Genomic DNA, 12,803 nt, shown 5'->3' on the forward strand with positions numbered 1-12,803 from the left:
GCATGAGTGTAACCGCACCGAAAGCCGCCCAGCGCCCGACATCGGTCAGGCTGGCGGTTGAAGACTGCGTGGCCGATGGCATTTGCGCCGAAGGCGTTCTCGTCAGACTGGCGCTCCACCTGCCGCCCACAATTGGAGCGGCGGAATTGGCGGAGGTCGTGCTGAAGGTCCAGCCGGCGGATGCCGGCGACGCAGCAAGGCTGCGAAAGGTCGCCGGACTGCTGCGCTGCAAGCCAGACGTCTTCGCCATGTTGCAGGCAACGGGTGGCGCCGTTCGGCATGAGCGCGATGAGGATGAGACGAATGTCGCTGTCGTCAGGCGGCTGGCCTCCAGCTTCGATGCCGCGGCAGCGATTTCGGGAGCCGCGAGTGTCCAACTGGCATCCCTCGGCGATGAGGCAAGGCTCACAGCCACGACCAACGAAATCGTTGCATGGCTGGAATCGCGAGAATTCACCGGAAGGGAACGGAGCATCCTCGACATCGGTTGCGGCATCGGCCGTTTCGAGCGTGCGCTGTGCAAATCCTTCAAGCGGATGGTCGGCATCGACATATCGCCGCGGATGATCTCCATCGCCTCCGAGCAATGCGCCGCGCTCGGCAATGTCGAGTTGCGACAAACCTCCGGTCTCGATCTGTCCGAATTCGCCGATGCCAGTTTCGATTGCGTGCTGGCGGTGGACAGCTTTCCCTATCTGGTTCTGGCCGGCATGGCTGATCGGCATTTCGACGAAATTGCGCGCGTTCTGAAACGGCCGGGCTGGCTCGCCTTGCTGAACTATTCCTATCGCGGATCACTTCTCTCAGACCGCGATGACATCGGCCGTCTGGCGCAAGCTCATCAATTGCGGGTCCTCATCGACGGCGAGAAGCCGTTTCGGTCGTGGGATGGCGACGCCTTTCTGCTCGCTGGGTGAAGCGGAACATTACAGCGCGATGCCAGTTCGGACGTCGAACAACGGGCACCGACGAGTGTCCCCGATTCGAAGGAGGATATCATGGCATCCGGCGGTAAAAAACATTTCGGCCGCAGCAGCCGGGCAAGAGTGCCGACGCCGGCGCGGTGACCTCCCCGGAGAAGGACGAGATCGAAGAAAACGCGGTCTTGTCGAATCGCGACAAGAAGCAGCATGGCCAGGAGCGCGGGCAGGACGGCAATCGGATCAAGTCCGATCAATATCCGGGTCGCGCCGCTGACCGATTGCCTAAGGACTGAACGCCACCGCAGCGCGTCCATGGCCCGCGGCGACGAAGGAGCGGCAAGGAAATAAACCTGTGCAAGGGGCCGCTGGTGAGCTTCTTGGCGGTGACACCGCCTTGTAATGCAAGGCGCTTACCACCACACTAGGATCAAGGGACCGCTATCAAGAGAATGTGATGTCTCGTTCGAGCGACGATACCGCGGATCCGCATGTCGAGATGGCTCTGGATCAGGAGATTGCTTCCCTGCTGGCCGCCATAGAGCAGGAAAAAATTCCAGATCGCCTGACCGAGCTGGCGATCGAATTGCAAAACGCGCTCGTCGAGAAACGTCGACGCGACGTGAAGAACTGACTATCTGCGGCCGTCGACCTCGACATTGAGCTGACCATCCGACAGCTGGTTTCGTCTTTCCATCAATGTCTGCAGCGAACTCTCCCCCAGGAATTCAAGGATGTTGGCGCGCGCACGGTTCAGGCGGCTTTTGACCGTCCCGACCGCGCAACCGCATATGTCGGCGGTTTCCTCGTAGCTCACTCCCAAAACGCCGATCAGCATCAGGACCTCGCGTTGGTGTTCAGGCAGCCTTTGAATGGCGCCGTGAACTTCCCTGCTCTGAACCGTCCATTCCTGGGTAGCTTCCGAAATTGGCCTCGAAGACGCGCAATCGAGCAGGCCGGGCGCCTCCCGGGCAGCGATCTTGACCCGGGTGTAATAAGTGTTGCGCATGATGGTGAAGAGCCACGACTTCATGCGCGTACCGGGTTCGAACTTGTCGATGTTGGCGAGACCCTTGGTCAGTGTCTCCTGCACGAGATCGTCGGCGTCGTCAGGGACGCGGCAGAAGGTGCGCGCGAATGCCCGCAGGGCAGGTATCAGGTCAACGATGGAAACTTCATTGGTTTCCTGGTCGGCCAAAAGGCAGCCTCCGGATGACAATGGTCCAGCTCCCAGAAGAAAGAGTGTGTGAACGCAGCCCCAGCTAAATGCATGGAAGTTTGGTTCGTTCCTCGTGCTGGAGACAACTCTTCATAAATTCTGCGCAGGCGGAGATATCTGTCATCCGATCGGCGCGCACCATCGCCGCAGCAGTCTCCACAGCGTCCATTTTTTACGGGAACAAAGCCGCTCACCGGCAGTTTGATGGCTTGACCACTTCAACCTTCCGGTATCGATCGAGGACCTGTCATGGCCAAATCCGCTCGCCCCTCCGCTCGCCAATCGGCAAGTGGACTGGATCAGAATAGCGCGCGCGGAAATGGCGGCGAGTTGCACCAGATCGCGGGGGATGAAACGCCTGCCCTTACGACGGCGCTCGGAACGCCTGTCTCCGACGACCAAAACACATTGCGGATCGGTGAGCGCGGACCGTCGCTGATCGAGGACTTTCACTTTCGCGAGAAGATTTTCCACTTCGACCACGAACGCATCCCGGAAAGGGTCGTTCATGCCCGCGGCTACGGTGCGCATGGTTTTTTCGAGACCTACGAGTCACTTGCCAAATACACACGTGCCGACATTTTCCAGCGAGTTGGTGAAAAGACGCCGGCATTCGTTCGTTTCTCGACGGTTGCCGGCAACAAGGGCTCGTTCGATCTCGCCCGCGACGTGCGCGGCTTCGCGGTCAAGCTCTACACCAAGGAAGGCAATTGGGACCTGGTCGGCAACAACATCCCGGTCTTCTTCATCCAGGACGCCATCAAGTTTCCCGATCTGATCCACGCCGCCAAACAGGAGCCCGACCGCGCCTTTCCGCAGGCACAGACGGCGCACGACAATTTCTGGGACTTCATCAGCCTGATGCCGGAATCGATGCACATGGTGATGTGGATCATGTCGGATCGCGCGATCCCGCGTTCCTTCCGCTTCATGCAAGGCTTTGGTGTGCACACGTTCCGCCTGGTCAACGCGAAGGACGAATCCACCTTCGTCAAGTTCATCTGGAAACCCAAGCTCGGCATGCAATCGGTGGTCTGGAACGAGGCGGTCAAGATCAACGGCGCCGATCCCGACTTTCATCGCCGCGATCTGTGGGACGCCATACAGGCCGGCAATTTCCCGGAATGGGAGTTGACGATGCAACTGTTCGATCAGGCGTTTGCCGACAGTTTCGACTTCGATATCCTGGATGCAACGAAGATCATTCCCGAAGAGGTCCTCGAACCAATTCCGGTCGGTCGGCTGGTGCTCGACCGGATGCCGGATAATTTCTTCGCCGAGACCGAGCAGGTGGCGTTCATGACGCAGAATGTGCCGCCCGGAATCGATTTTTCCAACGATCCGCTTCTGCAAGGCCGCAACTTCTCTTATCTCGATACCCAATTGAAACGGCTGGGCAGCCCGAACTTTACCCATCTGCCGATCAACGCGCCGAAATGCCCGTTCGCCCATTTTCAACAGGACGGGCACATGGCCATGCGCAACCCGGCCGGTCGCGCCAATTATGAGCCGAACTCATGGGGACTGGGACCGCGCGAGGATCCGCAGCGTGGCTTCCGTTCTTTCGCCGACGCCGAAGAAGGGCAGAAAGTACGTCTGCGCGCGGAGAGCTTCGCCGATCACTACAGCCAGGCCCGGCAATTCTTCAACAGCCAGACACCACCGGAGCAGCGTCACATCGCGATGGCGCTGACCTTTGAACTGAGCAAGGTCCAGGCACCGGCGATCCGCGAGCGGATGGTTTCGCATTTGTTGAACATCGATGAAACGCTGGCGACCACCGTAGCCGACAAGCTCGGCATCCGTGACATGCCCGAACCTGCCGAAGCCGCCGTTCCGCCGCGCGACGACTTGCCGCCGTCGCCGGCGCTCAGCATCATCCAAAACGGGCCCGACAGTTTCGAAGGCCGCAAAGTCGGTGTCATGCTCAGCGATGGAGCCGATATCGCGCTGTTCGAGGAACTTCGTTCCGCCATCGAAGCGGAAGGCGCGGTGATGGAGGTGATTGCGCCCAAGGTGGGCGGCGTCGAAGCCGCCGACGGTACTCACATCGAGGCAAGGCACATGATCGACGGCGGTCCATCCGTATTGTTCGACGCGGTGGTGCTGCTCCTCTCCGAGGCGGGCGCCGAGCTGCTGGTCAAGGAGGCCGCTGCGAAGGATTTCGTGTCTGATGCGTTTGCGCACTGCAAGTTCATCGGCTTCACCACAGGGGCCGAGCCGCTCCTGATCAAAGCAGGCGTCGCTCCCGATGCCGATGAGGGGTTGACGCGGCTGGATTCGGCGGCTTCGGTAACTGCGTTTGTGCAGTCATGCCGCAAACTGCGGCTCTGGGCGCGGGAGGCGGCTGTCAAGCTTTGATGCGATGGCGCCAGCTGTTTCGTTGGCGTGTGCGCAGGCCTTGGTTGCCGCCAAACCAGCCGGCACCGCGATCTACGAGCGGCCTTCCTTGCTGGACGCTTGTTGCCGCTGCTTTTCCAGGATCTCGTCGGTCCCGACCAGCTTCTTTGCTCCGCCTGAAATGGTCGTGGACACCACCGAGGGTGGATCGCTCGCCGGAAAGGAATCCTCCAACCCCGCCTGCAGTTGGTCCTCGAGCGTCTGTGGTTCTTCGGAACGGCCGGGCGTTCTGCGCGTGTCTATCTTCTCAAGTGCCTGTTTCTTTTTTGGCGAATCGTTGGCGTTCCGGACCAGGGCGTAAAGCTGCTCGATCGCGAATTCCTTGATCGATTCGAAATCGGCCCGATCGTCCTTTGCTGCCTCGATTTGATCAACCATGGCTTTCTCGAAGCGGTCGAGGCTGTCGGCTCCGCAGGCATGGGAAAGGCGCAACAAGGCCTCGTTCAGCATCAACGGAGCGAAATGTGCTGAAGCTTCAAGCCTGAGTTGCCTTAAACGATCCGGAGTGGCGGCCTGCAACTTTGACATGGACAACCTCATTTCTCCCACAAACGTCTCAACGACATTTGACCGCCGATGTTCCACCATGCCTGAACATCCTTCCCACCCGGCGAGCTACAGGAACCAGCTTGCTACCAACCCCGCCGACGCCGCAAGAATCGCCAGGATCGTCACCCCACCCAGGATGTTCGTGCTTGTGCTGTTGACCTTGTCACCCATGATCTTGCGGTTGTTGGTCATGATGAGAAGGAGAAGCAGCAGCGGCGGCGTTGAAAATCCTTGCACGATGCCGGACCAGACCAGAGCTTTCATCGGGTTGAAGCCGAAGAAATTGAGGCCCACCGCCACCAGCGTTATGACCCCGATCACGATGTAGAATTTGGGAGCCTGCCGGGGTTTGGCATGCAAGCTATTCTTCCATCCCATCGCCTGAGCGAAATCGAAAGCGGCGCCAGCGGTCATGATCGGCACGGCCAGAAAGCCGACGCCAATTATACCGGCCGCAAAGAGAATGCCGGCAGCGTCGCCGGCAAGCGGCCGCAGCGCTTCGGCCGCCTGTGCCGCTGTCTCGATCTGCGTCTGCCCGGCCTTGTAGAGCGTCGACCCTGTCGAAAGGATGATGAAATACATGATCAGATTGGAAAACGTCATGCCGATTAGGATATCGCGGCGGGATCGGCGCAGCTCGCCCTCGGTGGCGCCTTTGCGCTCTTCGAGGCTCGTTCGACCCTTGGCGATCTCCTCCTCCACCTCCTGATTGGACTGCCACGTGTAAAGGTATGCGGAGAGCGTGGTCCCGACGATGGCGACGAGGATGGACAGGTATTCGCGGCTGAACTCGATTTTTGGCAATAGCGTGCCACGCAGAACGGAGGCGGCATCCGGTTTGGCAAGCACCGCGGAGACCACATAGGCAAGCAGAGCCAGAGCCAGCCACCGGAACACATTTCGGATCAATTTATACGATCCGAACACCTGCAGGGCAAAAATGACGACCGCAACGACAATGACGACCAAGGGAGCAGGCAGAGGAACGAACAGCACGATGGCCGCCGACATGGCGCCAAGGTCGGCGGCTGCCTCGATCGTGTTGCCAATCAGTACGCCCACCAGCACAGACCATAGCAGCCAACGCGGATAGAAGTCCGATATGACCTTGAAGAGCCCGCGACCCGAAACCTGGCCAAGTTTGGATGAAAGGTAGACGACGAGATACATCATCGGCAGCGTGACAGGTGCCGTCCACAGCAGGTCGGGGCCGAACCGGGCTCCGGCGCTCGCGTAGGTACCGATGGCCGAGCAGTCGTCATCGGCCGCGCCGGTGATCAAACCAAGCCCGAGAGCCCGAACGACGCCACCTTTTTTTTGCTCGCTTGCCCTTTGGCCCTCTTCAGGTGGCTTGTTCATTGAAGCGCGTCTTTACCGGGGCCACGCAAGAAATCATGACGAACATTCCAATCGGATGCCGATGAAGCAGCCGTTTCAAGCTGCATTGAGATCAAGTTCGAACCTCTGGTCAGGCTTTTTGTTCCTGGACACAGTCCCGGCCCGCGACGGCGCTTCATCCCATGCGGGTTCTTTCGGCGGAGCCGAACATCCAAGCGAATGCTCCGTCCCCTGAAGAAGAGAATGCTTGTCTCGAAGCCTGTCATTCAGGCGACTTCTTTGAAGGAATGTCCAGCGGCGCCAAAGTCGAGTGTGGGGCCCGGCTGTTCATCCGCTTCGTCAGCGGCTCGTACCGCCGCCGATCACCATCCGCACGCCGAGGCCGATGATGAGACAGCCGGCGAGCCGCTGCTGCCAAAGCCTTGCGCGAGGGTGCCGCATGACCCATGCGCCGGCCGCGCCCGATGCCAAGGCGTAGGCTCCCAGCACCAGCACACCGGTTATCTTCTGTGTTGCGCCAAGCAGCACCAGCTGCAACGTGACGGAGCCCCTATGCGGATCGACAAATTGCGGCAGGAACGCAACCATGAACATCAAAGGCCAGGGATTGCTCAGATTGGCGATCATTCCTTCCCGGGCGGCGGCGAGCGGCCGCAGGGCCTTGAGGTCACCCGTGGGAATGGTTGCCGAGGATGAAAGCAGCAGCCGGACACCCAGCCAGACGATGTAGGCCGCCCCGGCCCATCGAAGCAGATTGAACGCCAGGGGCGAGGCGTGGACAAGCGAGGACAGGCCGAATGCAATCAGCGGAAGCTGCACAAGTCCGGCGCCCAGCGTCATGCCGAGCACCGTGAACAGCGCCACGTCGCGCCCCTGCCCGATGCCGCGTGCCATCACCAGCATGCTGTCGGGGCCTGGCGGCATCTGCATCAGAATGACGGTTCCGACAAAAGCTATCCACAATGAGGGATCGATGGGACATCTCCGCTCGCGTTGCCGATGACATCAAAGCGACCAGCCGTCATCCGGGTTCCGCGGCAAATGAAAATGTCCCATCGCGAAGAACCAGGCAGAACCGTCAGATGGAACGCGGTGCCAGTCCTGGAAGTTGAAAAGCCGGAGCCGTTCCTGAACCGGTTTTGGAGGCCTGACCCGTGCATGAACCGATAAACGCCTTCCCGCTCCCGCTGGACACTCCTCCGATGGAGGCCAGGCTTGCCGATGAAATCCCCAGGGACGGGAACCGCTGGCAGTACGAGCCCAAATGGGACGGATTTCGCTGCCTGGCTTTCAAGAGCGACAACGCCGTTGACCTGCGCGCCAAATCCGGCAAGCCGCTCGGCCGCTATTTTCCAGAAATCACGGAGATTTTGCGTGACCTCAAGCGCGGGCACTTCGTCATCGACGGCGAGATTGTCATTGAGGTTGACGGTGAGCTTTCCTTCGAAGCGCTGCAGATGCGCCTTCACCCAGCACAAAGCAGAATCCGCAAACTGAGTTCGCAGACGCCTGCCAGTCTGATCCTCTTCGACATGCTTGCCAGGCCGGGCGGCGAGGTCATCACGGGCAAGCCACTTGTCGAAAGGCGGCGAGCGATCGAGGACTTCGCGACCTCCTCGAACAGTCCAGATCTTCGCCTGTCGAAGTGCGCTTATGATGCAGCCACGGCGGCTCGATGGCTAAACGGCTCCGGCCATGCATCGACCGACGGCATCGTGGCCAAAGTGCTCGATGAGCATTATCTGTGCGGCGAACGTGCGATGGTGAAGGTAAAGCCGAGGCGCACCGCCGATTGCGTTGTCGGCGGTTTCCGCTATCTCGCGGACAGTCGTGAGGTCGGCTCGCTGCTCCTCGGCCTCTACAATGACGACGGCAAGCTCGATCAAGTCGGCTTCACGTCGACCATCGCCAGGACCGACAGAGGAGCGCTCACGCGCCGGCTGGAAGGGCTGCGGTCAGAGCCCGGATTCACCGGCAAGGCGCCCGGCGGCCCGAGCCGCTGGAGCACGGAGCGCAGCGGACAATGGGAACCCTTGGAACCTGAACTGGTGGTGGAGGTCCGCTTCGACCACGTTACCGGCAATCGGTTTCGCCACGGCACCAAACTGCTGCGCTGGCGCCCCGACAAGGCGCCACGGCAATGCACGTTCGAGCAGATCGAATAGACCGCTCCGGGGAGATCGCTTCCAGAAACCTGTCACGATTTATTGTGACGAAGGAACCAACTCGGGATTCACCGGTTCGGACACCATCCGCCGGAGCTACCCTGACATGCCAAATGCAGCAGAAATTCTCATCGATACGCTCGTCGCCTGGGGCGTGGAGGTGGTGTTCGGCTTGCCGGGAGACGGCATAAACGGCGTCATGGAAGCGTTGCGGACGCGGCGCGACAAGATTGCCTTCGTTCAGGTCCGGCATGAAGAATCGGCTGCCTTCATGGCATGTGCGTATGCCAAGTGGACAGGTAAGCTGGGCGTGTGCCTTGCGACGTCCGGTCCCGGCGGAACACATCTTCTGACCGGCCTCTATGACGCCAAGCTCGACCAGGCTCCGGTGCTGGCGATTACGGGCATGCAGTTCCACGATCTGATCGAGACGTTCACGCAACAGGATGTCGATCTGACGCGCGTGTTCAATGATGTCTCCGTTTATAACGCCCATGTTGCCGATGCCGCGCATATGGAAAACGTCGCCAGCCTTGCCTGCCGAACCGCGCTGGCGCGCAAGGGCGTCGCACATCTTTCGATTGCCAGCGACATCCAGGAGCAGGAGCGCGATCCGTCGAAGCGCTCCAAGCGCAATCGCCCGGCGCACACGCCGCAGGATATGTTCGCCGCTCACAGCGTACCGCTGGACGTTGAGCTCGACAAAGCCGCCGACATTCTCAATGACGCTTCGCGGGTTGCGATCCTGGCCGGACGCGGCGCCATCGGCGCGGCCGCCGAACTCGAACACACGGCGCGCCTGCTGCAGGCGCCTGTCGCGAAGGCCTTGCTGGGCAAGGCGGTGCTGCCGGACGACCATCCCTACACCACCGGCGGGATCGGCATTCTTGGAACCCTGGCTTCGCAAGAGGCGATGGAGAGCTGTGACGCGGTGCTGATTGTCGGTTCGACCTTTCCCTATATCGAATACTACCCGCAGCCCGGGCAGGCCCGTGGCGTCCAGATCGACTGCGATGCGCAGCGGATCGGCTTGCGCTTTCCAGTCGAAGCCGGCCTTGTCGGCGACGCGGCCGAGACATTGCGCGCGCTCAACCAACGTCTGACGCAGAAGCCCTCCGATGAGTTCCTGCACCGTTCCCAAGAGACCATGAGAAAATGGCGCGAGATGATGCGGCAGTCGGAAGACATGCAGGCGCAACCCTTGAAGCCACAGGCGATTGCCCGGGCGTTCGGACAACGGTTGGCCGACGACACGGTGCTGGCCACGGATTCCGGTCAGAACACGGAACTGGCCGCCCGCCATGTCGATCTTCGCAGCGGCCAGGCATTTGGGGTGTCCGGATCGCTGGCGTCGATGACTTGCGGTCTCGCCTACGCCATCGCTGCCGGCATAGCATTCCCCGGTCGCCCGATTGCCGCCATCGTCGGCGATGGCGGCTTTGCCATGCAGCTCGGCGAATTCTCGACGGCGGTGCGCTACAAGATCCCGCTGAAGGTTCTGGTGATCAAGAACAACATGCTCAATCAGATCGCCTGGGAGCAGATGATGTTTCTGGGGAATCCGCAATTCGGCTGCGAATTGCAGCCGATCGATTTTGCCATGGCGGCGGAAGCAATGGGCGCCAAGGGTTTTCGCATCGAGCGGACCGATCAGATCGAGACGGTTCTCGACCAGGCTTTCGCCACGGAAGGCCCTGTCGTGATCGAAGCGCTGGTCGATGCCTATGAGCCGCTGATGCCGCCCAAAATGCCGGCAGACTATGCCAAGAACTTCCGCCAGGCCCTGCCGCGAACACCGGGACACGAACGCATAGAAGAAAATATCGCCCGGGAGCCGGCGAAATCGATGATGGACGCCTAGAGGCGGCGCAAGGAGGTGGGAACAGCGCGCCTCCTTGGCTTCATTCTGGATCTTTCCAGATGAACCGGTGCTCTTCCGGGTGACGGATGCGGATCATGAGCTTCGACGCGCTTTTTTCGACCTCCATCTGCTACGGCAACGGCGCTCCGCAGGCCGGTTGGACTCTGGCGCTCCCCATCACATTGCCACTGGCGGCAATCCTTTTGCCGTATGTTGCCGGCGCCAACCGACTGTGGCGACGGAGCGGACGCCGCCGTGTTGATGCTTGGCCTGCTGCTTTTGCTGGCAAGACGCCTGCGCCGTGGGGCGACTTCAGCGCGCCTCATGTTCGCGCATAGAGATAGGCGGTAATGTCGCGCGCCTCTTGAAGCGACAGATTTGTATTGGGCATGGCCGCCTTCGGGTCTACATCCCGCGCCCTGCTGATCCAGCGCATCATCGCATCCGGGGTGGCTCGCGACGCCCCGATATATCCTCTTTCGACGACGCCTTGCAGGGACGGACCGACGGTGCCATGGGCGCCGGGTACCCCCGGGATTTCGTGACATCCGCCACAGCCGTGGCGGATCATTGCCGGGACGGCCCGGTCAGGGTCGCCACCGATGGCCTGTGCAATGGTGGTTTCCCGGAGATTGTCGCCGCGGACCAAGTTGACGGCGCAAACTACCGGAATAATGACGATTGCCGCGGATACGCCTGCCACCCAGGGCAGCGCGGATGGCATCAGCCTGACGGGTTGTCGGCTCATCCGCGCATGCCATCGCAGTCGCAAAACGCGGCCCGATCGCAGCCCCAGGGAAAGGAGCAATGTCCGGCAGCGCTCCGAGGCACCAATCTATTTGTTGCAGTTCTGCACATTCGACGTTGTCGTGCCGGAGGCGGTGTTTGTGTCGGTATCATTGCCCGCGGCGTCCTTGCAGCGGTCGCTCATGCCGTTCGGGGTGGTTGTCGAATTTGTTGCGTTCGGGTCAACGGGGGTTGTCGAAGTACCGGAACCGGAACCGGCGGTACCATTGGCATCATTCGTGGTTCCGGGCGTCGTGCCCGAACCGCTGTTGGAGCTTGAACCGTTCGACTGCGCCATTGCCGATGTGGCCAATGTGAGCGCGAGCACAGCGGTGGAGAGAAGTTTGACAATCATGGTGGATCTCCTGGTTGTGTACCGCCACCAAACCAATCCTTTGCTGATAGTTCCCGGCGAAATCGTGTTCAGCGAAATTCCTGTGAAACGGTTTCAGGCTACCGCAGACTGTTAGCCGCGCGACGGCAGTCGGTATAAGCGCCGCTTGTTGCGCCGTCCGGCCGCGGAAGCAGCGCCAGCCGCATATCCTCGCCAAACACATCGTCGCTCACTGGTGGCCGCTGCAAGCGCCCTCAAACGCCCGATCATCCCTGGATCGTGCAGGAAACAGCTCAATCATCGCAACGAAAATCACACCAACGGGCCGAACACGAATGTAGCAAGCAGAACAAGGAAAATCACAGCGATAACTGCGACCGCCCACATGACAATCCTTCTTGTCCCCCGATGCTCTTGCTTGCGAGAGATATCTTCTGACACAGTACGAAATCCTTGCTGCAAAATTCAACTGACGATAAGGCTCGGCGCCTGCATGGCCCGGACCTGCCGAATTGGCACCCGGGCCGCGTCTTGGAGTTGGCCGCAGCCGGGGCTCACACGCCTACCAGCCCTGCCGACCGTACCAGTCATCGATATCGCGCCGCACACGGTCCTTTTCGAGGCCGTAACGCTCCTGGATCTTGCCTTCGAGTTGATCGCGCTTGCCGGCGATGCGGTCAAGGTCATCATCCGTGAGTTTACCCCACTGCTCCTTGACCTTGCCTTTCACCTGTTTCCAGTTTCCTTCCACGCGGTTCCAGTCCATGACACCGTTCTCCTTCGGTTTGAAAACGTCTAACCTCGGAGAGCAAACGCAAATCAACGACGGATGTTCCTGGAACTCGACAGCAAGGCGCTTGTCTTGCTCTCACAGGCCGCGATCCATTCCTTTACGCTCAGTCTGCGTCATCAATTGAGGTCGAGCGGAATTCGGGTGGTGGAGATGGCTCCGCCAATTGTCGATACCGGTCTCGTTGGCAGCACCCGCAGCGGAGGAACAGCCAACCGTATGATGGTCAGTCCGGACGAATTCGCCACCGAGGCGCTGCGCATTCGAAGCGGACAAGGACGAGGTGCTTGTCGGCATTTTGGCCCATACGCGCCGGATGGGCGAAGCTTTGTTCGAGCGGATGAACAATCACTCCTGAGCCATTATGGGATCGCCGTCGCGGTTGCGGCAATCCGCTGGTTTCCGTGCGTCCCTCGAGGTTTTGTCAGCTATGTCCCCGGG

General features: G+C 60.4%; 13 protein-coding genes. 6 read left to right on the forward strand and 7 right to left on the reverse strand.

Translation table 11 applies throughout. The features are described from left to right. Nucleotides 1–2 precede the first annotated feature (2 nt). Both NKJ04_RS12455 and NKJ04_RS12460 read left to right on the forward strand, forming a co-directional pair. On the forward strand, nucleotides 3–917 hold the full coding sequence (locus NKJ04_RS12455) for a class I SAM-dependent methyltransferase (protein ID WP_031212594.1): 915 nt from the start codon (nucleotides 3–5) through the stop codon (nucleotides 915–917). Between the two features lie 460 nt (nucleotides 918–1,377). Then, nucleotides 1,378–1,554, forward strand: coding sequence for a hypothetical protein (locus NKJ04_RS12460; RefSeq protein WP_352675219.1), 177 nt, complete (start codon nucleotides 1,378–1,380; stop codon nucleotides 1,552–1,554). Here NKJ04_RS12460 and NKJ04_RS12465 read toward each other — a convergent pair whose 3' ends face one another. Continuing rightward, nucleotides 1,555–2,118: a sigma-70 family RNA polymerase sigma factor gene (locus tag NKJ04_RS12465; protein WP_352675222.1), complete on the reverse strand. Its 564-nt coding sequence runs from the start codon at nucleotides 2,116–2,118 to the stop codon at nucleotides 1,555–1,557. Nucleotides 2,119–2,388: 270 nt separating this feature from the next. On the opposite strand from NKJ04_RS12465, the gene katE reads away from it, so the two are divergent. Beyond that, nucleotides 2,389–4,500 carry a catalase gene (katE, locus tag NKJ04_RS12470; RefSeq protein WP_352675224.1) on the forward strand — a complete coding sequence of 704 codons (2,112 nt, stop codon included), beginning with the start codon at nucleotides 2,389–2,391 and terminating at the stop codon, nucleotides 4,498–4,500. A gap of 72 nt (nucleotides 4,501–4,572) precedes the next feature. Here the strand turns inward: katE and NKJ04_RS12475 are convergent, their stop codons facing one another. The 3 genes from NKJ04_RS12475 to NKJ04_RS12485 all read right to left on the reverse strand — a co-directional run bounded on the left by NKJ04_RS12475 (nucleotide 4,573) and on the right by NKJ04_RS12485 (nucleotide 7,356). Next, the gene (locus NKJ04_RS12475) at nucleotides 4,573–5,067 is read right to left on the reverse strand and encodes a hypothetical protein (protein ID WP_352441950.1); all 495 of its coding nucleotides are present in this window, start codon (nucleotides 5,065–5,067) and stop codon (nucleotides 4,573–4,575) included. Nucleotides 5,068–5,154: 87 nt separating this feature from the next. After that, on the reverse strand, nucleotides 5,155–6,447 hold the full coding sequence (locus NKJ04_RS12480) for an Nramp family divalent metal transporter (RefSeq protein WP_128303878.1): 1,293 nt from the start codon (nucleotides 6,445–6,447) through the stop codon (nucleotides 5,155–5,157). Nucleotides 6,448–6,765: 318 nt separating this feature from the next. After that, the gene (locus NKJ04_RS12485; protein ID WP_128303877.1) at nucleotides 6,766–7,356 is read right to left on the reverse strand and encodes a LysE family translocator; all 591 of its coding nucleotides are present in this window, start codon (nucleotides 7,354–7,356) and stop codon (nucleotides 6,766–6,768) included. A 224-nt stretch (nucleotides 7,357–7,580) separates the two neighbouring features. Here NKJ04_RS12485 and NKJ04_RS12490 point away from each other — a divergent pair, with 224 nt between their 5' ends. The 3 genes from NKJ04_RS12490 to NKJ04_RS12500 all read left to right on the forward strand — a co-directional run bounded on the left by NKJ04_RS12490 (nucleotide 7,581) and on the right by NKJ04_RS12500 (nucleotide 10,790). Continuing rightward, nucleotides 7,581–8,591: an ATP-dependent DNA ligase gene (locus NKJ04_RS12490; RefSeq protein WP_352675227.1), complete on the forward strand. Its 1,011-nt coding sequence runs from the start codon at nucleotides 7,581–7,583 to the stop codon at nucleotides 8,589–8,591. A gap of 106 nt (nucleotides 8,592–8,697) precedes the next feature. Then, on the forward strand, nucleotides 8,698–10,452 hold the full coding sequence (locus NKJ04_RS12495) for a thiamine pyrophosphate-dependent enzyme (protein WP_352675229.1): 1,755 nt from the start codon (nucleotides 8,698–8,700) through the stop codon (nucleotides 10,450–10,452). A 95-nt stretch (nucleotides 10,453–10,547) separates the two neighbouring features. Next, nucleotides 10,548–10,790 carry a hypothetical protein gene (locus NKJ04_RS12500; protein ID WP_352675232.1) on the forward strand — a complete coding sequence of 81 codons (243 nt, stop codon included), beginning with the start codon at nucleotides 10,548–10,550 and terminating at the stop codon, nucleotides 10,788–10,790. Here the strand turns inward: NKJ04_RS12500 and NKJ04_RS12505 are convergent. The 3 genes from NKJ04_RS12505 to NKJ04_RS12515 form a co-directional block, all read right to left on the reverse strand. Then, nucleotides 10,775–11,200 (reverse strand): c-type cytochrome, encoded by a 426-nt coding sequence (locus NKJ04_RS12505; protein WP_128303875.1) that lies wholly within the window; start codon nucleotides 11,198–11,200, stop codon nucleotides 10,775–10,777. The genes NKJ04_RS12500 and NKJ04_RS12505 overlap by 16 nt on opposite strands. Before the next feature lie 87 nt (nucleotides 11,201–11,287). Further along, nucleotides 11,288–11,593, reverse strand: a complete 306-nt coding sequence (locus NKJ04_RS12510; RefSeq protein WP_128303874.1) for a hypothetical protein — start codon at nucleotides 11,591–11,593, stop codon at nucleotides 11,288–11,290. 541 nt (nucleotides 11,594–12,134) lie between these two features. Further along, nucleotides 12,135–12,338 (reverse strand): CsbD family protein, encoded by a 204-nt coding sequence (locus tag NKJ04_RS12515; protein WP_023809505.1) that lies wholly within the window; start codon nucleotides 12,336–12,338, stop codon nucleotides 12,135–12,137. Nucleotides 12,339–12,803 lie beyond the last annotated feature (465 nt).

The organism is Mesorhizobium sp. M0618 (genome assembly GCF_040320765.1).
GTDB lineage: Bacteria > Pseudomonadota > Alphaproteobacteria > Rhizobiales > Rhizobiaceae > Mesorhizobium.

Bases quoted from the DNA above. Each gene is read 5' to 3' on its own strand.
- NKJ04_RS12460 (WP_352675219.1), top strand. From the start codon at position 1,378: ATGTCTCGTTCGAGCGACGATACCGCGGATCCGCATGTCGAGATGGCT.
- NKJ04_RS12510 (WP_128303874.1), bottom strand. From the start codon at position 11,593: ATGATTGTCAAACTTCTCTCCACCGCTGTGCTCGCGCTCACATTGGCC.
- NKJ04_RS12475 (WP_352441950.1), bottom strand. From the start codon at position 5,067: ATGTCAAAGTTGCAGGCCGCCACTCCGGATCGTTTAAGGCAACTCAGG.
- NKJ04_RS12480 (WP_128303878.1), bottom strand. From the start codon at position 6,447: ATGAACAAGCCACCTGAAGAGGGCCAAAGGGCAAGCGAGCAAAAAAAA.
- NKJ04_RS12495 (WP_352675229.1), top strand. From the start codon at position 8,698: ATGCCAAATGCAGCAGAAATTCTCATCGATACGCTCGTCGCCTGGGGC.
- NKJ04_RS12500 (WP_352675232.1), top strand. From the start codon at position 10,548: ATGAGCTTCGACGCGCTTTTTTCGACCTCCATCTGCTACGGCAACGGC.
- NKJ04_RS12455 (WP_031212594.1), top strand. From the start codon at position 3: ATGAGTGTAACCGCACCGAAAGCCGCCCAGCGCCCGACATCGGTCAGG.
- NKJ04_RS12485 (WP_128303877.1), bottom strand. From the start codon at position 7,356: ATGCAGATGCCGCCAGGCCCCGACAGCATGCTGGTGATGGCACGCGGC.
- NKJ04_RS12515 (WP_023809505.1), bottom strand. From the start codon at position 12,338: ATGGACTGGAACCGCGTGGAAGGAAACTGGAAACAGGTGAAAGGCAAG.
- katE (WP_352675224.1), top strand. From the start codon at position 2,389: ATGGCCAAATCCGCTCGCCCCTCCGCTCGCCAATCGGCAAGTGGACTG.
- NKJ04_RS12505 (WP_128303875.1), bottom strand. From the start codon at position 11,200: ATGAGCCGACAACCCGTCAGGCTGATGCCATCCGCGCTGCCCTGGGTG.